Origin of the sequence: Micromonospora sp. NPDC047467 (assembly GCF_040643095.1) — a bacterium.
Lineage (GTDB): Bacteria > Actinomycetota > Actinomycetes > Mycobacteriales > Micromonosporaceae > Micromonospora.
Map to the genome: position 1 here is coordinate 349,521 of NZ_JBEYTO010000008.1, position 19,738 is coordinate 369,258.

General features: G+C 69.5%; 13 protein-coding genes and 1 pseudogene. 10 read left to right on the forward strand and 4 right to left on the reverse strand.

Going from position 1 to position 19,738, the window contains the following annotated elements:
• Position 1: 1 nt before the first annotated feature.
• From ABZ780_RS23420 to ABZ780_RS23440, 5 genes are all read left to right on the forward strand, one after another.
• Positions 2-1,186, forward strand: coding sequence for a substrate-binding domain-containing protein (locus ABZ780_RS23420; protein ID WP_357487501.1), 1,185 nt, complete (start codon positions 2-4; stop codon positions 1,184-1,186).
• A 6-nt stretch (positions 1,187-1,192) separates the two neighbouring features.
• Positions 1,193-2,074, forward strand: coding sequence for a sugar phosphate isomerase/epimerase family protein (locus ABZ780_RS23425; protein WP_357487502.1), 882 nt, complete (start codon positions 1,193-1,195; stop codon positions 2,072-2,074).
• Positions 2,075-2,119: 45 nt separating this feature from the next.
• The gene (locus ABZ780_RS23430) at positions 2,120-4,513 is read left to right on the forward strand and encodes an RICIN domain-containing protein (RefSeq protein ID WP_357487503.1); all 2,394 of its coding nucleotides are present in this window, start codon (positions 2,120-2,122) and stop codon (positions 4,511-4,513) included.
• Positions 4,514-4,716: 203 nt separating this feature from the next.
• Positions 4,717-6,093: an RICIN domain-containing protein gene (locus tag ABZ780_RS23435; protein ID WP_357487504.1), complete on the forward strand. Its 1,377-nt coding sequence runs from the start codon at positions 4,717-4,719 to the stop codon at positions 6,091-6,093.
• A 190-nt stretch (positions 6,094-6,283) separates the two neighbouring features.
• A complete protein-coding gene (locus ABZ780_RS23440; protein WP_357487505.1) occupies positions 6,284-7,930 on the forward strand; it encodes an alpha-galactosidase in 1,647 nt (548 codons plus the stop codon).
• Positions 7,931-8,178: 248 nt separating this feature from the next.
• Here the strand turns inward: ABZ780_RS23440 and ABZ780_RS23445 are convergent.
• Positions 8,179-9,162, reverse strand: a pseudogene (locus ABZ780_RS23445) (family 43 glycosylhydrolase); the annotation flags it as partial.
• 39 nt (positions 9,163-9,201) lie between these two features.
• Positions 9,202-10,227: a LacI family DNA-binding transcriptional regulator gene (locus tag ABZ780_RS23450; RefSeq protein WP_357002163.1), complete on the reverse strand. Its 1,026-nt coding sequence runs from the start codon at positions 10,225-10,227 to the stop codon at positions 9,202-9,204.
• A gap of 372 nt (positions 10,228-10,599) precedes the next feature.
• Between ABZ780_RS23450 and ABZ780_RS23455 the strand changes: the two genes are divergently transcribed.
• The 4 genes from ABZ780_RS23455 to ABZ780_RS23470 are packed head-to-tail and all read left to right on the forward strand — an operon-like array spanning position 10,600 to position 14,902.
• Entirely contained in the window at positions 10,600-11,955 is a 1,356-nt protein-coding gene (locus tag ABZ780_RS23455; protein ID WP_357002161.1) for an extracellular solute-binding protein, read from the forward strand.
• Entirely contained in the window at positions 11,952-12,923 is a 972-nt protein-coding gene (locus tag ABZ780_RS23460; RefSeq protein ID WP_357002159.1) for a sugar ABC transporter permease, read from the forward strand. The genes ABZ780_RS23455 and ABZ780_RS23460 overlap by 4 nt, the downstream gene beginning before the upstream one ends.
• On the forward strand, positions 12,920-13,744 hold the full coding sequence (locus ABZ780_RS23465; RefSeq protein WP_357002157.1) for a carbohydrate ABC transporter permease: 825 nt from the start codon (positions 12,920-12,922) through the stop codon (positions 13,742-13,744). Before ABZ780_RS23460 ends, ABZ780_RS23465 begins: the two co-directional genes overlap by 4 nt.
• A gap of 3 nt (positions 13,745-13,747) precedes the next feature.
• Positions 13,748-14,902: a serine hydrolase domain-containing protein gene (locus ABZ780_RS23470; RefSeq protein WP_357487506.1), complete on the forward strand. Its 1,155-nt coding sequence runs from the start codon at positions 13,748-13,750 to the stop codon at positions 14,900-14,902.
• Between the two features lie 65 nt (positions 14,903-14,967).
• Here the strand turns inward: ABZ780_RS23470 and ABZ780_RS23475 are convergent, their stop codons facing one another.
• Positions 14,968-15,852 carry an SGNH/GDSL hydrolase family protein gene (locus tag ABZ780_RS23475; protein ID WP_357002152.1) on the reverse strand — a complete coding sequence of 295 codons (885 nt, stop codon included), beginning with the start codon at positions 15,850-15,852 and terminating at the stop codon, positions 14,968-14,970.
• Between the two features lie 291 nt (positions 15,853-16,143).
• Between ABZ780_RS23475 and ABZ780_RS23480 the strand changes: the two genes are divergently transcribed.
• Positions 16,144-17,727 carry a glycoside hydrolase family 43 protein gene (locus tag ABZ780_RS23480; protein ID WP_357487507.1) on the forward strand — a complete coding sequence of 528 codons (1,584 nt, stop codon included), beginning with the start codon at positions 16,144-16,146 and terminating at the stop codon, positions 17,725-17,727.
• A gap of 140 nt (positions 17,728-17,867) precedes the next feature.
• Here the strand turns inward: ABZ780_RS23480 and ABZ780_RS23485 are convergent, their stop codons facing one another.
• On the reverse strand, positions 17,868-19,208 hold the full coding sequence (locus ABZ780_RS23485; protein WP_357487508.1) for a hypothetical protein: 1,341 nt from the start codon (positions 19,206-19,208) through the stop codon (positions 17,868-17,870).
• Positions 19,209-19,738 lie beyond the last annotated feature (530 nt).

Here is a 19,738-nt window from a genome sequence, read left to right on the forward strand (position 1 = left end):
GATGAGACGTTCCATAACCGCGCTGGCAGCCGTGAGCCTGCTGGTGCTCGCCGGTTGCGCCACCGACGAGCCGACCGCGTCCCCGTCGGCCACCACCTCCGCGGCTGCGGGGGCGGGCACGGGGGAGCAGTCGAAGTTCTTCGTGCAGGCCGACTACGACAACGAGTTGGCACTGCTCGACGTCGCCCCGACCGGGCCCGCCGACAAACCGTGGGAGCAGGTGCTCAACCCGACGATGGTGGACACCGCCAAGTTCAAGAAGAAGGGTCCACACAAGATCTGCTTCTCGAACGCCGCGTTGAACAACCCCTGGCGGCAGGTCGGGTTCAAGACCATGCAGGCCGAGGTCGAGGCGCAGCGCAGTCGGATCAGCGAGTTCGTGCACGTCGACGCCGAGGGCAAGGACCAGAAGCAGATCGCGGACATCAACGACCTGCTCGGCAAGAACTGCGACGCCCTGATCGTCTCCCCGAACACCACCGCCACGCTCACCCCGGCTGTCGAGGCGGCCTGCGCGGCGGGGCTGCCGGTCGTGGTCTTCGATCGTGGTGTCAACACGAAGTGCCCGGTGACGTTCATCAACCCCATCGGCGGGTACGGCTTCGGTCACGTCGGAGCCGCGTTCGTCAGTCAACGGATGAAGCCCGGCGGCAAGGTCCTCGCCCTGCGGATCCTGCCCGGTGTCGACGTCCTGGAGACCCGCTGGTCGGCGGCGAAGGTGGCGTTCGACAAGGCGAAGGTCGACGTCGTCGGCGTCGAGTTCACCGACGGCGACCCCGCCAAGACCAAGAAGATCGTCAACGACTACATCCAGCGGTACGGCACGATCGACGGTGTCTGGATGGACGCCGGAGCGGTGGCCGTGGCGGTGGTCGAGGCGTTCCAGGACGCGGGCAAACCCGTACCGCCGATGAACGGCGAGGACCAGCTCGACTTCCTGAAGCTGTGGAAGGACAAGAACCTCACGGCCATCGCCCCGACCTACCCGACCTACCAGTGGCGTACGCCGATCATCGCCGCGCTGAACATCCTCGGCGGCACCTCCGTCTCCAACCCGTGGAAGCTGCCGCAGCCGACGATCACGCAGGACAACCTGGACCGGTATCTCGACCCGAGCATGCCGCCGCTGCACTACGCGATGTGCGGCTGCACCGACCTGCCCGGCTATCCGCAGCGCTGGAAGTAGCGCCCGGTGTACGCCGTCGGCGTCAACCCCTGGGTGTGGGCCTCACCGGTCGACGACGCGGCCCTCGCCGAGCTGATCCCACGGATCGCCTCGTTCGGGTTCGACGCGGTGGAGCTGCCGATCGAGCAGCCCGGCGACTGGGATCCGGTCCGCACGCGGGACCTGCTGGCGGCACACGGCCTCGTCGCGGCCGGCGTCTGCGCGGTCACCCCGCCCGGGCGGGACCTGGTGAACGCCGCGCCGGCCGTCGTCGAGTCGACAGTGGCGTACCTCATGGGGTGCGTGGCGAGCGCGGCGGCCGTGGGCGCGCCGTGCGTCGGCGGGCCGGTGTACGCGGCCGTCGGTCGCACCTGGCGGATGTCGGCGGCGGCCCGCGCGGCGTGCCACGCGGACTTCCGGCGCGCCCTGGCCCCGGTGGCCGAGCGGGCCGGTGAGTGCGGCGTGAGCATCGGGGTCGAGGCGCTGAACCGCTACGAGACAAGTGTCGTCAACACCGTCGAGCAGACGGTCGAGTTGATCGACGGGCTGCCCCCGAACGTCGGCATCATGATCGACACGTACCACATGAACATCGAGGAGGCCGATCCCTACGCCGCCCTCGCCGCCGCCGGCCCGTACGTCAAGCATGTCCAGGTCAGCGGCACCGACCGCGGCGCGCCCGGCGCGGACCACTTCGACTGGCCCCGCTTCTTCACCGTCCTGCGGGCCACCGGATACCGCGGCCCGGTCTGCATCGAGTCGTTCACGGCGGAGAACGAGACCATCGCGACCGCCGCGTCGATCTGGCGTCCCCTGGCACCCTCGCAGGACCGTCTCGCCACCGATGGCCTGCGCTATCTCCGGGAGATCCTCGGGGCCCCCCGCCGCGCGCCAACCCCACCTCGTTGAGGCGATCCGTCGCCTCCACACCCCCTCGTGTCAGGAGACCGTCCCGTGTCCGTCTCGTCCAGTCCGCCACTGCGCCGACTGCTGGCCGGCGCCGCCGCGACAGCGTTGACCGCTCTGGTCGCGGTGACCGCCTCGGCATCCCCGGCCCTCGCGGCCACCACCACCCTCTACGCGTCCCCCTCCGGCACCGGCACCACCTGCTCCGCCAGCCAACCGTGCTCGCTGACGGCCGCGCAGACCGCGGTGCGCAGCCTCAACACCGCGATGACCGGTGACATCGTCGTGGAGTTGGCCGACGGCGCGTACCGGCTCTCGTCGCCGCTGCGACTGACCGCCGCCGACTCCGGCAACAACGGCTACCAGGTGATCTGGCGGGCGGCCGCGTCCGCGCGCCCGACGATCACCGGCGCCCGGGCGGTCACCGGTTGGTCGCTCGTCGACTCCGGCCGCAACATCTGGCGAGCCAACGTCGGAGCCGGGCTCGACAGCCGTCAGCTCTACGTCAACGGGGCCGTCGCGACGCGGGCGCGTACCGCTGTGAACCGGTCCGACTTCACCTTCACCACCAGCGGCATGCGGTTCAGCAACAGCGCGCTGAACTACCTGAACAACCTCGGCAACCAGAGCCGGGTCGAGGTGGAGAGTGTCGGCTCGTTCACCGACCGGTACTCGCCGGTGCAGAGCATCAGCGGGAACTTCCTCACGATGCAGCAGCCCGCGTGGAACAACAACACCTTCGGGTTCGACACCCTCTCCAGCCCGCACCGCGCGGGCCCGTTCTACCTCACCAACGCGTACGAGTTCCTGGACTCAGCGGGGGAGTGGTATCTCAACCCCGGCAACGGCCAGCTCAACTACATCCCCCTGGCCGGGCAGAACATGAGCACCGTCAGCGTGGAACTGCCGCAGTTGCAGTCCCTGGTGAACGTCGGCGGCACCTACGACGCGCCCGCGCACCACATCTCGTTCAGCGGGATCACCTTCACCGGCACCAGCTGGCTCGGCCCCAGCAGCAGCAACGGCTTCGCCGACCAGCAGACCGGCGCGCACATCACCGGCACCTGGGCCCGCCCGTCGGACGCGCTGACCTCCTGCCAGGCGGGTTGCCCCCAGTTCGAGGCCACCCGGCCCAACTGGAACCAGATGCCCGCCGCCGTGCAGGTCTCCGCCGCCAACACCATCACCTTCAGCGACTCCCAGTTCGTCAACCTGGGGCAGACCGCGATCGGTATCGGCAACGACGCCAACGCCCACGCCAGCGGCGTCGGCCTGGGGGCCAGCAACATCACGGTCACCCGCTCGGAGATCGCCCGCAACTCGGCCGGTGGCATCGTGGTCGGCGGCGTACGCGCCGACGCCCACCACCCGAGCGACCAGCGGATGGTCAACCGGAACATCACCGTCAGCAACAACCGGGTGCACGATCTCGGCCTGGAGTACCGGGGCGTCGTGTCGATCCTGACCACCTACGTGAACACCGCGTTGATCTCGCACAACGAGGTCTACAACATGCCGTACACCGGCCTGTCGGTCGGCTACGGCTGGGGCGCCAACGATGCCGGCGGCAGCCAGCACTACGCGAACCGGGGCCTGTACAACTACCAGCCGCGGTACACGACGGCCACCACCGCCGCCAACAACCAGGTCATCGGTAACTACGTGCACGACGTCATGCAGCAGATGACCGACGGCGGTTGTATCTACACGCTCTCGGCCAACCCGGGCGGTGTCGTCAACGAGAACCACTGCCTGCGGACCAACGGCTGGTTCGGCCTCTACTTCGACGAGGGCTCGCGTTACTACACCGCCCGCAACAACGTGTTCTCCTCCACCGGCACCTGGGCCACCGCCAACTACTGGTACGCGGAGAACATGGGCAACTTCACCGTCACCAACAACTGGTCGACCAACAACAGCACGAACGTGACCAACGGTGATCGCGGCAATGTCGTCTCCGGCAACGTCACTGTCTCGAACGGCAACTGGCCGTCGGGCGCGCAGACGGTGATCAACGCGGCCGGTGTCCAGAGTGGCGGCGGCACCAACCCGCAGAACACGCAGATCGTGGGCGTCCAGTCGGGGCGCTGTGCCGAGATCGGCGGCTCCAGCACGACCAATGGCACGCAGGCCCAGCTGTGGGACTGCATCGGTGCCACCAACCAACGGTGGACGGCCACCGCCAGTCGACAACTTATGGTGTACGGCACCAAGTGCCTGGACGCCACCGGGCAGGGGACCAGCAACGGGACCACGGTGGTGATCTGGGACTGCAACGGCCAGGCCAACCAGCAGTGGAACCTCAACGCCAACGGCACGATCACCGGTGTGCAGTCGGGTCTCTGCCTGGACGCGAACGGCGCCGCGACGGCGAACGGCACCAAGCTCATCCTCTGGTCGTGCAACGGCGGCGCGAACCAGCAGTGGCAACTGCGGAGCTGATCCGGCTCGCCCCGGTCGGCCGTCGCTCACGGTCGGCCGGGGCACACCGTACGCCGTGGACCGTCTGTCGGCACGGTCCACACCAGGCAATTGATACCCGTCATTGATAAGTAGGCGTGTTAGCGCTAACGCGCGGCCGTGAATGTGGGCCGGCCGCGCCATCGCGGCGCACCGCACGCGCGACCCTATCCAGGGAGTGAATCATGAGAACAAACGGTGCGGCTCGTCCCACCCCGCAACCGCGACGTCGCTGGCGGTCCGGCCTGGCCGCCGCGGCGACGGCCCTGCTCGCCGCCGGCGCGCTCGTCGCGGCCAACCCGGCGCCGGCCTCGGCGGCGACGGTGGACACCACCGCCTGGTACGTCCTGGTCAACCGCAACAGCGGCAAGGCGTTGGACGTGTACGGCCAGGCCACCAATGACGGCGCGCGGGCGACCCAGTGGACGCGCCACAACGGTGCCAACCAGCAGTGGCAGTTCGTGGACTCCGGTGAGGGCTTCTACCGGCTGAAGTCCCGGCACTCGGGCAAGGTCCTCGACGTCAGCAACCGGTCGACCGCCGACGGGGCGGCGATCGTGCAGTGGACCGACAACAACGCCACCAACCAGCAGTTCCGGCTGGCCGACTCGGACGCCGGCAACGTACGACTGGTCAGCCGGCTCAGCGGCAAGGTCGTGGAGGTGCAGGGCGCCTCGACCGCCGACGGCGCCAACGTCGTGCAGTACTCGGATTTCAACGGCGCCAACCAGCAGTGGCAGTTGGTCAAGGTTTCCGGCGACAGCGGGACGGGCGGGGGCTGCGGCAAGAACCCCACGCTCTACAGCGGCAACCACACGATCCAGAGCAACGGCAAGAGTCGCAGCTTCATCCTGCGGATCCCCGCCAACTACAACAGCGGCACCCGCTACCGGTTGATGTTCGCGTTCCACTGGCGGGGTGGCACCGCGGGCGACGTCAGCTCGGGTGGCACCAGCGCGACACCGTGGTCCTACTACGGGCAGCAGGAGCAGTCGAACAACACCGCGATCCTGGTCGCGCCGCAGGGCCTCGGCAACGGCTGGGCCAACTCCGGTGGTGAGGACGTCACGTTCGTCGACGACATGATCCGGCTGATCGAGGGTGACCTCTGCGTCAACCCGGCGCAGCGTTTCGCGCTCGGCTTCAGCTATGGCGGTGGCATGAGCTACGCGCTCGCCTGCGCGCGGGCGACCGTGTTCCGGGCGGTTGCGGTCTTCAGCGGCGCCCAGCTCAGCGGGTGCAGCGGCGGGACCCAGCCGATCGCGTACTTCGGACTGCACGGCCTCAGCGACTCGGTGCTCGCCATCTCGGCGGGCCGCTCGTTGCGGGACACGTTCGTCCGCAACAACGGCTGCGCCGCGCAGAGCTCGCGTGAGCCCGCCGCGGGCAGTCGGACGCACGTCACCACCGCCTACTCGGGATGCCGGGCCGGCTATCCGGTGCAGTGGGCCGCGTTCGACAACGGCCACATGCCCGGCCCGGTGGACGGCACGTACGCCGAGAGTGGCATCACCACCTGGACCAAGGGTGAGGTGTGGCGGTTCTTCGCGCAGTTCTCGTGACGTGAACGGGTGGACGGTCGACGGCGACGCCGTGGGCCGTCCACCCGGTCCAACACATGGAAATAGTTGAATTCCTGGAAACGTCTCCGTAACATGACCTGCGCTTCTGTTAACGCTAACAGCAAGGCCCCGTCCGCCTGGTTCGGCACCCGTCCGTGGTGGACGACATCACCGAAAGGATGGCCTGCGCATGAAGCGAATCATCCGAGCCCGCACATGGGGGCGGGCAGCGGCAGCGGCGCTGCTGCTCGCCGCCGTCCTGGTGGGCATCCGCGCCCCGGTGGCCCAGGCGCTGGAGAACGGGGTGGCCCGGACACCGCCGATGGGGTGGAACACCTGGAACTCGTTCGGCTGCAACATCAACGAGACGCTGATCCGGCAGTCGGCCGACGCCATCGTCAACAGCGGGATGCGCGACCTCGGCTACCAGTACGTCGTGGTCGACGACTGCTGGTTCAACCCGAACCGGGACGCGTCCGGCAATCTCCAGGGCGACCCGACCCGCTTTCCCAGCGGAATGAAGGCGCTCGGCGACTACCTGCACGCCCGAGGGCTGAAGTTCGGCCTCTACCAGGTGCCGGTCGACAAGACCTGCGCCCAGTACTTCGGCGCCTACCCCGGTGCGACCGGCAGCCAGGGCCACGAGGCACAGGACGCCCGGCAGTTCGCCGCCTGGGGCGTCGACTTCCTCAAGTACGACTGGTGCTCGCCCAACGGCAGCATCGACGAGCAGGTGGCCACGTTCGCGAAGATGCGTGACGCGCTGGCCGCGACCGGCCGCCCGATCGTCTACAGCATCAACCCCAACAGCATCCACGCGAAGACCGGCCCGCAGCGCGACTGGGGCGATGTGTCCAACATGTGGCGGACCACCGAGGACATCACCAACGCGTGGGACACCGGCCAGACCAACGGCTACCCGATGGGGATCCAGAACATCATCAACGTCAACGTCCCGCTGGCCCGGTACGCCCGACCCGGCGGGTTCACCGACCCGGACATGATGGAGGTCGGTCGGGGCGGCATGAACGACACCGAGATGCGCAGCCACTTCGCGATGTGGGCGGTCATGGCGTCGCCGCTGATCGCCGGCAACGACGTCCGGTCCATGTCGTCGGCGACCCAGACCATCCTGACCAACCGCAACCTGGTCGCCATCAACCAGGACTCGCTCGGTCTGCAGGCCACGCAGGTCTCGTTCGACGGCACCCGTCGCGTGCTCGCCAAGCGGCTGGCCAACGGTGACGTGGCCGTCGCCCTGTTCAACCAGGGCGGCTCGGCGACGACGATCTCGACGACGGCCGCCGCCATCGGCAAGTCGGGCAACTCCTTCACGCTGGTGGACGCCTGGAGCAACGCCACCACCAGCAGCAGCGGCACCATCTCCGCCAGCGTCCCGGCGCACGGCACGGTGGTGTACCGGGTCAGTGGCGGCGGCACCACCACCCCGCCGCCGACGACCTCGAGCGCGCTGGCCAGCGCCGCCTCGGGCCGTTGTCTGGACGTCCCGAACAGCAACACCGCCAACGGCACCCAGCCGGTGATCTGGGACTGCAACGGTGCCGCCAACCAGCGCTGGACGGCGAACGGCCAGACCCTGCAGTCGCTTGGGAAGTGCCTGGACGCGCCGCTGAACGCCTCGGCGGGCGCGAAGGTCCAGATCTGGGACTGCAACGGCGGGGCCAACCAACGCTGGACCGTCAACGCGAACGGCACCATCAGCAACGCCCAGTCGGGCCTGTGCCTCGACGTGTCGAACGCCGCAACCGCAAACGGCACGCCGGTGATCCTCTGGACGTGCACAGGGGCGGCCAACCAGCGCTGGACCCAGCGCTAGACGAGCGGCCCCGACCCCGTGGGTGAGGTAGCCGCGACCGCAACTGCCCGGGTCGCGGGTGAGCCGGCCGAACAGCGGGGTCGGGGCAGGGCTTCAGTGCGTCGCGGACGCGGTGGGGGCCGGCCACTGTCCCAGGTGTGATGTCTCTCCGACATCAATATGTCGGAGAGACATCACGCACATCACTGTGGGTGCCCGCTCCCGCACGCGTGCGTCAGCTGGTCAGACTGGCACGCCGGGCGCGGGCGTCACCGTGGCGCGGCGGTCCCCACCGGGTCCACGGTCAGCCCGACCGACGCGCGGTAGCGCACCGGAATGGGGTCGGTGATCTCGCCGACGAACGTTCCGTCGACGTGGTCGAGGAAGCCGATGAGTGACCAGTCGCCGGCGGGCCCGGGCACCAGTCGGGGCGCGTACAGGTGCGGGTGCGTGAACGGCTGGGCGGCCTCGATGTCCCACGGGCCGCGCACGCTCGTGCCGGGGGCCACCCAGATCCGGTGGTCGTCGCGCCGGGCGCTGGAGGTGGCGTCGGTGGAGAACAGCAGCAGGGGCTGCCCGTCCACGACCGCCACCTGGGGGACCTCCAGGTGGCCGAACCCGGCCGGTGTCGACAACGGTGGTTGGACGCTCCAGGTGACCAGGTCGGCGGAGGTGGCGTGGCCGACGACGCCACGGGTGTCCGCCGGCCCGGTGTTGGCGCGGGCCGTGATGAGCATGTGCCAGCCCTCGCCGTCGGGGTCGGGGAACACCCACGGGTCGCGCCAGGCCTGCTCGTACCACAGGTTCTTGTCGAGGAGCTCGTACCAGGTCGGGTCGGCCCGCACGAGCGGCTCGGTGCCGTACCGGTGCCAGGTGGTGAGGTCGTCGGAGACGGCCAGGCCGATGCGTTGGACGAGCCCGTTCTCGGCACGACCCACCCCGGTGTAGTAGAGGTACCACCGCCCGTCCGGGCCACGGACCGTGCACCCGGTCCACGTCGCCAGGTCGTCCCACGCGGGGGCGTCGGCGGGGACCACGGCGTCGGCGACCAGGTGCCAGGAGCGCAGGTCCGTCGAAACGGCGTGGCCGATCGTGGCGCGGTGGTGGCGGCGGTGCGGGTCGTGCAGGGCGCGGGACGCGCGCAGGAAGAACATGTGCCAGAGGCCGTTGTCGTCCTGCGCGTACCAGCTGTCCCACACCCAGTGGTCGGCTAGACGAAGCATGGCCGGAAACCTAGCACTAAACCGTTTTAGCTGGGAATCGTCGGCGGGCTTCCGGAGCGACTGTCCGGATTACCCGGCGGGAGGCGCGAGGGATTTGCGGCGGCGCAGGGGCATGCCGACCAGTGTCGGCTCGGCGGCCCCGCCGTCCAGGAGCAGCTCGACCGCGCGCCGCCCCATCTGCTCGTGGGGCAGCGCGGTCGTGGCGAGGCTGGGACGCAGCCAGGCGGCGATCGGGTCGTCGTCGAACGAGATCACCGAGATGTCGTCCGGGACGGTCAGCCCCGCCTCGCCGAGCGCCTGGTACGCGCCGAAGGCCAGCCGGTCGTTCATGCAGATGACCGCGCTGGGCCGCTGCTGCCTGTTCAGAAGCCCGCGCATCGCGGCGTAGCCGTGCTCGGGCAGCCAGTCGGTGCAGAAGCACTCGGCCAGGAGGGTGACGCCCGCGTCGCCGAGCGCCTGGTGGATGCCGCGCAGCCGGGCGCGGGCGGCGAGGGAGACCTCGGGGTCGCCCTCCTTGAGCCGGTTGCGGCCGATGAGCGCGATCGCGTCGCGGTGGCCGTGCTCCAGCAGAGCGGTGGCGACGGAACGGCCGGCCCGTTCGTCGTCGGGAAGCACGCAGGGCAGGGTGTCGGAGCTGGTGGCGTTGAGCAGCACCACCGGGCCGCCGAGGATGGCCGGCGGCACCGTGAGCCGTCGGGTGGCCATCGCCGCGTAGATCACCCCGTCGACCTGCCGGTCGAGCATGGCCTCGATGGCGTACTGCTCGAAGGTGGCGTCGCCCTGCGTCTCGGTGATGAGCAGCACGTGGTCCCGCTCCCGGGCCGCGTCGAGGGCGCCGCGGATGAGGCCGCCGGCGAAGCGGGTGGTGGCGACGATGTCGGAGACGAAGGCGATGGTGGCCGTCTTGCGGGTACGCAGGCTGCGCGCGGCGAGGTTGGGCCGGTAGCCGAGTTCCTCGGCGGCGGCGAACACGCGCTGGTGCGCCTCGGCCGACAGTCGGGTGCCCTCCCGGCCGTTGAGCACCATCGACGCGGCGGTCTTGGACAGCCCGGCCCGCCGCGCGACGTCGGCCAGGGTTGCTCTGTTGCGGCCCATCAGTCCTCCGAATCAGGCGCGGCGCCACGGGCACCGCTCCTGCCCATCATGATGCGTCCGCCTCCGAGCGCCAGCCCCGGTCATGCCCGCAGTGGTGTGAACTCGATGTTTCCAGACCGTTGCAGGGTTGTCCTTGACAGCTCCCCGCGCCACGCGCATGCTCTGCTAAATCAGTTTAGCGACCACTTTCAGCGCGCCGGCAGGCGCTCTCGGTCGCCGCACTGAGGGGTCATTGGTGACGGTACGCGTGCTGCCGCGGGGCGACCGGTCGCGACGTGCGCGTCGTGTCGGTCCCTCCGGCCGCGGCGGTCCCGGTGGAGCCGTCGCGCGGCCTCGGTCGCGGGACGCGCGGAGGAATCAAGGAGTCATGAGATGGCAGTAATGCTGACAAAATTGTCGCGACGTCGAGCGGTGATCCTCGCGCCGCTGCTGGCCATCGGGCTGGCCGCGACGGCCTGTAGCGCACCGGGCACGGACCGGTCGTCGAACGCCGAACCCGACGCCGCCGTCAAGACCGAGCTCGGCACCGCGCCGATCACCCTGGAGATGTACGCGGAGACCGGCTTCCCCCTGGCCAAGGCGCTGGCCGACGAGTTCTCCAAGCAGCACTCGAACGTCACGTTCAACATTCGCGAGGACCAGTTCACGGTGATCGTGGAGAACGCGCCGCGGGTGATGGCCTCGGACAACTCGCCCGACATCATCCGGCTGCCCACGATGGTCGACCTGGTGAAGGACAGCCTGCTCAAGAACCTCGACCCGTACTTCACCGCGTACGGCTGGGACAAGTTCCCGGCCTCGCAGCTGATGCAGTTGCGTGTCGGCGAGAACATCCGGGGCTCCGGGTCGCTGTACGGGATGGGGCTCGGCTACAGCGTCACCGGCGTGTTCTACAACAAGAAGCTGGCCGAGCAGGTCGGCATGACCCAGCCGCCGGCAACGGTGGCCGAGTTCGAGGAGCTGCTCGCCAAGGCCAAGACCGGCGGCGTCCAGCCGATCATGCAGTTCAACAAGAACACCGCGGGCATCAACTTCCCGCACCAGGCGCTGCAGAACCAGTTCGGCGACCCGACCCAGGTCGCCGACTGGATCTTCCAGAAGCCGGGGGCCACCTTCGACACCCCGGCCGCGCTGAAGGCCACCCAGACCATCCAGAAGTGGGCCCAGGCCGGCTACTTCCCGAAGGACGCCAACGCCCTGGACTACGCGGGCATGGTGGGGGAGTTCCAGAAGGGCAATGGCCTGTTCATGTTCAACGGTGACTGGGAGTCGGCCAACCTCGACAAGGCGATGCCCGGCAACGTCGGCTTCTTCCTGTTCCCCACCGAGTCCGCCGGCGGCAAGCACGTGGCGATGTCCGCACCGAACACCTTCGGCGTCTCCGCCAAGGCCAAGAACCCGGACGCCGCCGCGTACTTCCTGAACTGGGTCCACACCAACGCCAAGGCCCGCGAGATCGCGGTCACGGTCGGCGGCTCCAGCCCGGGCGGCCCGAGCGACCTTCCGGTGCCGGCCGCCGCCCCGAACACCGTCCTGGCCGAGACGCTCAAGGCGTCGCAGCAGCTCGGGGCCGAGAACGGCGCGGTCGACTTCACCGCGAACGCGACCGGTGGCATCTTCGCCGCCGCGATCACGCCCGAGATGCAGAAGCTGATCGCCGGTCAGCAGACGCCCGAGGGGTACGTGAAGGCGGTCCAGGCCGAGTACGAGAAGGAACTGTCCCGATGACGTCTGCCCTCGGCAGCGCACCAACCGGGCGGGACGACGCGGTGTCGTCGCCGGATCGTCCCGCCCACCCCACGTCCACGCGGGCCCACCGACGTCGGTGGGCCCGCGCGGCCGGGACCGGCTGGTTGTACGTCCTGCCCGCCCTGGTGATGTACGCGATCTTCGTGCTGCGCCCCCTCGCCCTGACCGTCCAGTACTCGCTGTACGACTGGAACGGGATCGGCGTGGCCCGCTGGGCGGGGCTGGACAACTACCTCACCGTGTTCACCGACAGCGACCTGCTGAAGATCATCGGAAACGCGATCATCCTGATCGTCTTCTTCAGCTTCATCCCCGTCGCGCTCGGCCTGCTGGTGGCGAGCATGGTTCGGCGGATCACCACCGGGGCGTTCGGGACCGTGGTCCGGACGATCCTGTTCCTGCCACAGGTCATCCCGCTCGTGGCGGCCGGCATCGCGTGGAGCTGGCTGCTCTCGTCGAACGGGCTGATCAACCAGGTGCTGCGCGCGGTCGGTCTGGGCGGCCTCGCCCGCGCCTGGCTCGGCGACTTCGACACGGCGCTGCCGGCCGTGGGCGTGATCGGCGCCTGGGTCCTGCTCGGTCTCTGCACGATCCTGCTGGTCACCGGCATGAGCAAGATCGATCCTGCGCTCTACGAGGCCGCCCGCCTCGACGGCGCCGGGCCGGTCCGTGAGTTCCTCGCGGTCACCCTCCCCAGCCTGCGGCAGGAGATCGGCGTCTGCCTCACCGTGACGATCATCGCCGCGCTCGCCAGCTTCGACATCGTCTACATCTCCACCAGCGGCGGCCCCGGCCTCCAGACCACCGTTCCCGGTCTGGAGATCTACCGCCTCGCCTTCTCACAGCGTCAGGTCGGGCTGGCCTCGGCTCTGGCCGTCGTGCTGATGGCGCTGGTGCTGGCGTTCGTGCTGCCGATCCAGCGCCTGACCCGGGAGGACAAGCCGTGAACCTGAGCCGACGTGAACAGGTGACGGGCCGGCTGTTCCTGATCGCCCTCATTCTCGTCACCCTGCTGCCGTTCGTGAGCATGCTGTCGGCGGCGTTGCAGCCGCGCGGCACCGTGCCCAGCGGCCTGGCGTGGCCGTCCGACCCGCAGTGGGGGAACTTCGCCGACGCCTTCACCGCCGCCAACATGGGCGCTCTGCTGCGCTCCAGCCTGCTCATCGTGGCGGGTGTCGTGCCGGTGTCGGTGCTCATCGCCACGATGGCCGGGTTCGGGCTCGGCCAGTTGCGGGTGCCCGGCGGCCGGTTCGTCTTCGGCCTGTTCCTGCTCGGCCTGACCCTGCCCTTCGAGGCCGTGGTCACGCCGCTCTACTACCAGATGCAGGACCTCGGTCTGCTCAACACCCGATGGGCGATCATCCTGCCGCTGATCGGCCTCTACATGCCGTTCGCCGTGTTCTGGATGCGCGCGCACTTCACCAACGTGCCGGTCGAGTTGTCCGAGGCGGCCAGGGTGGACGGCGCCAGCACGTGGCAGATGTTCTGGCGGGTCCAGGTGCCGCTCGCCCGCCCGGCCATCGCCTCGCTGACGATCCTGATGTTCCTCTGGACGTGGAACCAGTTCCTGCTCGCCATCGTCCTCGTCGACGACGCCACCAAACGCACGATGGCCGGCGCGCTGGGGGCGTTCCAGGGTCAGTGGGGGACCGACCTGGTGCTGCTGTGCGCTGGCTCGCTGCTCATCCTCACCCCGACGCTCATCGTGTTCCTGATCTTCCAGCGACAGTTCATCAAGGCCCTGATCCAGGGCTCAGTGAAGGGATAGGCAGTGGCCACGCAGCCGCAGATCCACGGCGACGTCGACGACCGCTACGGGCGCGTCGCCGACGTCTTCCGCGACAACTTCGCCTCCCGGGGTGAGGTCGGCGCCGCAGTCACCCTCTACGTGCGGGGACGCAAGGTCGTCGACCTGTACGGCGGGTTGGCCGACACCCGTACCGGACGGCCCTGGGAGGCGGACACTCCGGTCGTCGTCTTCTCCTGCACCAAGGGGATCCTGGCGATCTGCGCCTACCTGTTGGCGCAGCAGGGCCGGCTCGACCTCGACGCGCCCGTGACGCGGTACTGGCCGGAGTTCGGCCAGCACGGCAAGGACCACATTCCGGTTCGCTGGCTGCTCACGCACCAGGCCGGCCTGCCCGCCCTGGACCGACCACTGACCCTCGACGAGACCCTCGCCTGGGATCCGGTCATCAAGGCGATCGAGGCGCAGGCCCCGCTGTGGCAGCCGGGAACGGCACACGGCTACCACGCGATGACGTACGGGTGGCTCGTCGGCGAGGTGATCCACCGTGTCACCGGGCAACTGCCCGGCGCGTTCTTCCGCGACGCCGTCGCGGAGCCGCTGGCCCTGCGTACCTGGCTCGGGCTGCCTGCGTCCGAGCGCGACACCGTCGCCTGGAACCTGGCCCCACCGCCGGAGGCCGACCCGTTCGTCGACCCCGTCGCCGAACGCGGCATCACCATGGGCGGCGCCTTCGCCTTTCCCGCCGACGCCGACGGCCTGGTCAGCTTCAACGACCCCGCCATCCAGGCCGCCGGCATCCCCGGCGCGGGCGCGGTGAGCACCGCCGACGGCCTCGCGCGCCTCTACGCGGCCTGCGTGTCCGACGTTAGGGGCGGGCCGCTGCTGAGTGCCGCGTCCGTGGACGACGCGATCGTCGTCCGCTCGCGGGGCCAGCAGCGCCACGGCCCGCCGGACACCGGGCAGCGTTGGGGGACCGGCTTCCTGCTGCACTCGCCGCCGGCCCGGCCGCTGCTCGGCGAGGCCAGCTTCGGCCACGACGGCGCCGGCGGGAACCTCGCCTTCGGCGATGCGCGGCACGAGGTGGGTTTCGGCTACGTGGTCAACCAGATGTACGGGGCGGGCGACGAGCGCGCCAACCGGCTGACCGCTGCCGTCCGCTCCTGCCTGGAGGTCTGACGCCCTCGCGCGTCGACAACACGCCACCGGCCCCGCGTGGGCGGGGCCGGTGGCGGCGTGTGCGGTCAGCTGTTCAGGGTGCCCAGCAGGGCGGTGGCCATGCCCTGCTCGCCACGGGCGTTGGGGTGGAACGGGGCCGCCGAGTTCTGTGGCACGAGGCCCTCGACCCAGCGGGTGCCGCTGCCCTTGCACGCGTCCCGGCCGATCGACGGGGTGTAGACGTCGGAGTAGGTGGCGCCGTTCGCGGCGGCCGTGCGGGCCAGCATGGAGTTGAGCGACTTCTCGATGGTCCGCAGGTATGGCACGTCCTGGTAGGCGATCGGCACGACGGGCCAGCAGCCGTAGCCGGTGTCCGGCACGATCGCCGGGTAGCCGAGCACCACGACCCGCGCGCCGGGAGCGGCCCGGCGGGCCGCCTGGAGCACGGCCGTCACCTTCGGCGCCGTGGCGGCGATCCTGGCCTGGAGTTGGTCGGTGCCTCCGGCCGTGTAGCGGTCCCGGCACGGCGACCCGAGTGGGCTGCTGAGGCTCGCCTCCGCGCAGTCCCCGATGATGCCCGCGAAGCCGATGTCGTTGCCGCCGATCTGCACGGTCACCAGGGCGGTGTTCGAGGTGACCGCGTTGATCTGCGGTGGGGTCGCGATGCCCAACTGGCCGCTGCCGCCGTAGAGGATGTCGTCGGTCGTGGCCCCGGAGCAGCTCACGTCGACGAACGACGACGAGCCCGCGGAGGCGGCGACAAGCGACGGATAGTTGCGGTTGGACCGTAGGCAGTTCAGGTCGACCTGGGTGGGGATCAGCGGGCCGGAGGTGTACGAGTCGCCGAGTGCGACGTAGCGGCCGGTGGGTGCGGCGGCGGTGGCGGGTGCGGCGGCGGTGAGCAGCACGCCGGCGGTCGCCGCGGCGAGTGCGGTCAGCCGGAGGGCTGCCCGCAGGAGGGGACGGTTCATGGCGCCTCCCAGAGGCATCGCGGTGGTGGTGCCAAGATCCTCACCCGATGACGCCGTCACGAATATAGACATTCGTCCATAAAGATTGTCGGCTATGGCTCTGGCGCGATGGCGCGCTGGTGTTGCGGGGATACTTCGGGCACGTGTCATCGGTCCCCTTGACAGCCGATGTGAGCGATAACACGATGGCCTTCACGTTCGCGATCCCGGCTGGGCAGAACGCGCCCACGGCGCGGCTGTTCGGCGAGACCCCGTTAACGAGCACCCCTCGACCGACCCGGAGCCGCACCTATGGACTTGACACTGGATGACGTGGCGGTGGCCGGTGCCGTGCCACCACCCCGATCGAAGACGATCGAGGTCGTCGGCAAACTGCCGGGCGAGCACAACCCGTTGATCGGGCACAAGTTCGGTGCCGACGGCTTCGGCTTCGTGCACGACGGCCGGGTGTACCTGTACCTGACCAACGACACCCAGGGCTACGCCCCGGATCCGGTCACCGGCGTCTCGCCGGCAATCAACTACGGCGACATCAACCAGGTCACGGTGATCTCCTCCGAGGATCTCGTGAACTGGACGGACCACGGCGAGATCCAGGTCGCGGGCCCGGACGGGGTGGCACCCTTCACCGCGAACTCGTGGGCGCCCGGCATCGCCAGGACGATGGTCGACGGCGAGGAGAAGTTCTTCCTCTACTACGCCAACAGTGGCGACTCCACCAACGTGATCACGGGTAGCACCCCGCTCGGCCCGTGGACCAGCGAGCGGACGAGCACGTTGATCAACGACAGCACCCCCGGTGCCGAGGACGTCGCGTGGAAGTTCGACCCGACGCCCTTCGTGGACGACGACGGCCGGCCCTACCTCTACTTCGGCGGCGGCCCCGCGTCGACGGGCATGCCGCCGGCCGAACGTTTCAACAACCCGAAGAACCTCCGGGTCATCGCACTCGGCGACGACATGGTCTCCACCGAAGGGGCGGCAGTGGTGGTCGACGCCCCCGTCGCCTTCGAGGCGGGCCATGTGTTCACGCGCGAGGGCAGGTACTACTTCTCGTACTCGTCGCACTTCGGCGGGAGCGACTTCGGCGGCAGCCAGCAGCCGCTTCCCGGCTACCCCGATGCCGGCCAGATCGGCTACCTGATCTCCGACGACCCGATGTCGTGGCCGAAGGAGACCTACGCTGGCGTCCTGTTCCCCAACCAGTCCCAGTTCTTCGGCGCCGGCACCGGTGGCAACAACCACCAGTCGGTGTTCGAGTTCGAGGGGCGGTACTACTTCACCTACCACGCCCCGACGCTGAACAAGCGCATCAACGGCGACACCACGCAGGGCTACCGCAGCCCGCACATCCAGGAGTTGACCTTCCGCTCGGACGGCACCATCGAGCAGGTCGTCGGCACGTACGCCGGTGTGGACCAGGTCCGCCACTTCGACCCATACCGCGTCTTCGAGGCCGAGACCTTCGGCTGGAGCAAGGGTGTCGCGACCGCGAAGGCCGACCGCCCCTCCGCGCAGTTCGACGCCGCGGCACCGAACCTGGTGGTCCGCGACATCCACGACGGCGACTGGACGGCGCTGTCGTCAGTGGACTTCGGCGATGACGGTGCACGCAGCGTCACGGCCACGGTGCGGGCCCTCGCCACCGGCGCCCGGATCCAGGTCCGGCTGGATGGTGTCGACGGTCCGGTGGTCGGCACGATCGCGGTCGACAGCCCGGCCGGTCAGTGGGCCGAGGTACGCGCGGAGTTGACGGGCGTCAGCGGCGTGCACGACGTCTACTTCACCTTCAGCGGCCCGGCCGGAGCCGAACTCTTCGAGATCGACTCCTGGGCCTTCGAGGCGGCCACCGCGCCCAGCCCGAGCTGCCGGTGACGATCAGCGCGCAGGTGCCGTGACCCGCGCCCGAGCCCATCCGAGCCACCGGCCGTTGCGCGCACGACGCACGCCGATCGCGACGACAGCGGCTCCCCGGGCGACGTCGCCCGGGGAGCCGCACATCGCCTGTCGGGGTGTCAGCCGCCAGCCCCGGCGGGCTTGGCCTGGCCGAGCAGCCAGCGCAGGATGCTGCTGTCCTCGTAGGTCGGCCCGAACGCGGCGTGGTAGTCCGGCAACGAGAACGCCGAGTCGGCGTACTCGGTGTAGCGGACAAGGTTCGCGGCCTGCTCCGGGCTCTTGCCCCGGGCCTGGTACGCCTGCCGCAGCAGCATGGAGGAGTTCCGCGCGCCAGTGACGTTGAGCAGGTGGTCGTGCTCACCGTGGGTGATCCAGACCGGCACCTCGCCCGCGGCGATCGCGTTGGCCTGCGTGGCGTTGACGGGGAAGCCGCCCGTCACCAACCCGCCCGCGAACAGGCCCGGACGCTTGGCGAACGCCTCCCACAGCAGCTGGGAGCCGTACGAGACGGTGGTGGCGTACACCCGGCGGGTGTCCACGGGGAACTGACGGACGAACTGGTCGAGCAGCTTCACCAACAGGTCGGCCTCGGCGGCCCCACCCACCCGCTGATGCTGCGGCGCCAGGACGATCACGTCCTCGGAGCTGCCGGTCCAGCTGGACTGCAGCCACGCCGTCGCCGGGATGTCGGCGGCGAGCTGGACGCCGAGGTTGTCGCCGTCCCAACCCATGCCGTGCCCGGGTAGGACGACCATCAGCGGGTACGTGCGGCCGGGCTGGTAGTTCTTCGGCAGGTGGTAGTGGTAGGGCAGCACCATTCCACCACTGAGGAACGAGCCGTAGGTGAACTCGTCGACCAGCTTGTTGACCGGCTGCTCGGTGACCGGGCGGGACTCGCGCGGTGTGGCCCTGGCGAGCACCGGCCCCTTTCCGGCGCCCTTACCGGGCTGCGCGTGCACGTCCTTGCGCTGCACGACGCGGGTGGGCAGCTCGGGATTGACCTTCACTGTGCACAGGAAGGTGGGGCACTTGGAGACGATGACCGTCCAGCCGCCGGTGTCGGCGGGGTTCAGCTCCACGATGACGTACCGGCCGGGTGCCGACCGCTGGTCGGTCCGGGTGTTCGGCGCGTCGTTCGTGTAGGTGTGGGTGATGGTCCGGTCGGCGAGCTTCGGCAGGTCCTCGATCGGGTTGAAGCGGAAGTTGTAGATGGTGTCGGCGACCGTGAAGGTGGTGTTGTCGAGGGTGCGGGGGTTGACCGTCGCGCCGTACTCGATGGCCACGGCGGAGACCTTCTGGCCGTACGTGTAGACCGTGGTGATGGGGGTGATGCTGCGGATCCCGTCTCCGCTGCCGTGGGCCGGGCCGGTGCCACCGCCCGTGGCGGCGTAGGCGGTGCCGGAGGCGACGGTCAGGACGAGGGCGGCGAGAAGCGGGACCAGTCCTCTTCGCAGTCTCATGCGAGTCCTTTCTCGAGCGGGCACCCGCCTCTGGTGTTCGACATCGAGAGGGGGACGGGCGAGTGCCCGCTAAACTGATTTAGCAGAGCATGATTGCCGCTCCGGGTGAGAGTCAATACCGAGCCGGAAATCGGCGCCCCCGGCCCTCGGCTGCCGCCGTCTCCGAGAGTGCGACGGCCGCGACGCGCCGGGTTGTCGGGCATCGAGCGGGGACGCCGACGGCATGCCGTGGCGGAACATCGCCTGTTATCGATAAAATGCGCACTGGGAGTCGCCGGGCCGGCCGCCCTGCGACGGGTTCGGGCATGAGGCGTTACCGCTAACAGGGCTGCCGGGAGTCGCTGCACGGCGATGCCGGTGCGTCCGACGTGGGCTGCCCGGCGCATCAGGCGGTCGCGTGCTGCCCGCCGACAAGGGCTGAGCGAGTTTGATCAGACGTATGCGCTCCGAAACGCGAGCGGCGGCGGCAAAACATGGCGGCAGCACCTTGGCAATGCCGACGAATCCGTGGCATGGTAACGCCTGATCAA

Bases quoted from the DNA above. Each gene is read 5' to 3' on its own strand.
- ABZ780_RS23420 (WP_357487501.1), top strand. From the start codon at position 2: ATGAGACGTTCCATAACCGCGCTGGCAGCCGTGAGCCTGCTGGTGCTC.
- ABZ780_RS23435 (WP_357487504.1), top strand. From the start codon at position 4,717: ATGAGAACAAACGGTGCGGCTCGTCCCACCCCGCAACCGCGACGTCGC.
- ABZ780_RS23440 (WP_357487505.1), top strand. From the start codon at position 6,284: ATGAAGCGAATCATCCGAGCCCGCACATGGGGGCGGGCAGCGGCAGCG.
- ABZ780_RS23450 (WP_357002163.1), bottom strand. From the start codon at position 10,227: ATGGGCCGCAACAGAGCAACCCTGGCCGACGTCGCGCGGCGGGCCGGG.
- ABZ780_RS23455 (WP_357002161.1), top strand. From the start codon at position 10,600: ATGGCAGTAATGCTGACAAAATTGTCGCGACGTCGAGCGGTGATCCTC.
- ABZ780_RS23460 (WP_357002159.1), top strand. From the start codon at position 11,952: ATGACGTCTGCCCTCGGCAGCGCACCAACCGGGCGGGACGACGCGGTG.
- ABZ780_RS23475 (WP_357002152.1), bottom strand. From the start codon at position 15,852: ATGAACCGTCCCCTCCTGCGGGCAGCCCTCCGGCTGACCGCACTCGCC.
- ABZ780_RS23480 (WP_357487507.1), top strand. From the start codon at position 16,144: ATGGACTTGACACTGGATGACGTGGCGGTGGCCGGTGCCGTGCCACCA.
- ABZ780_RS23485 (WP_357487508.1), bottom strand. From the start codon at position 19,208: ATGAGACTGCGAAGAGGACTGGTCCCGCTTCTCGCCGCCCTCGTCCTG.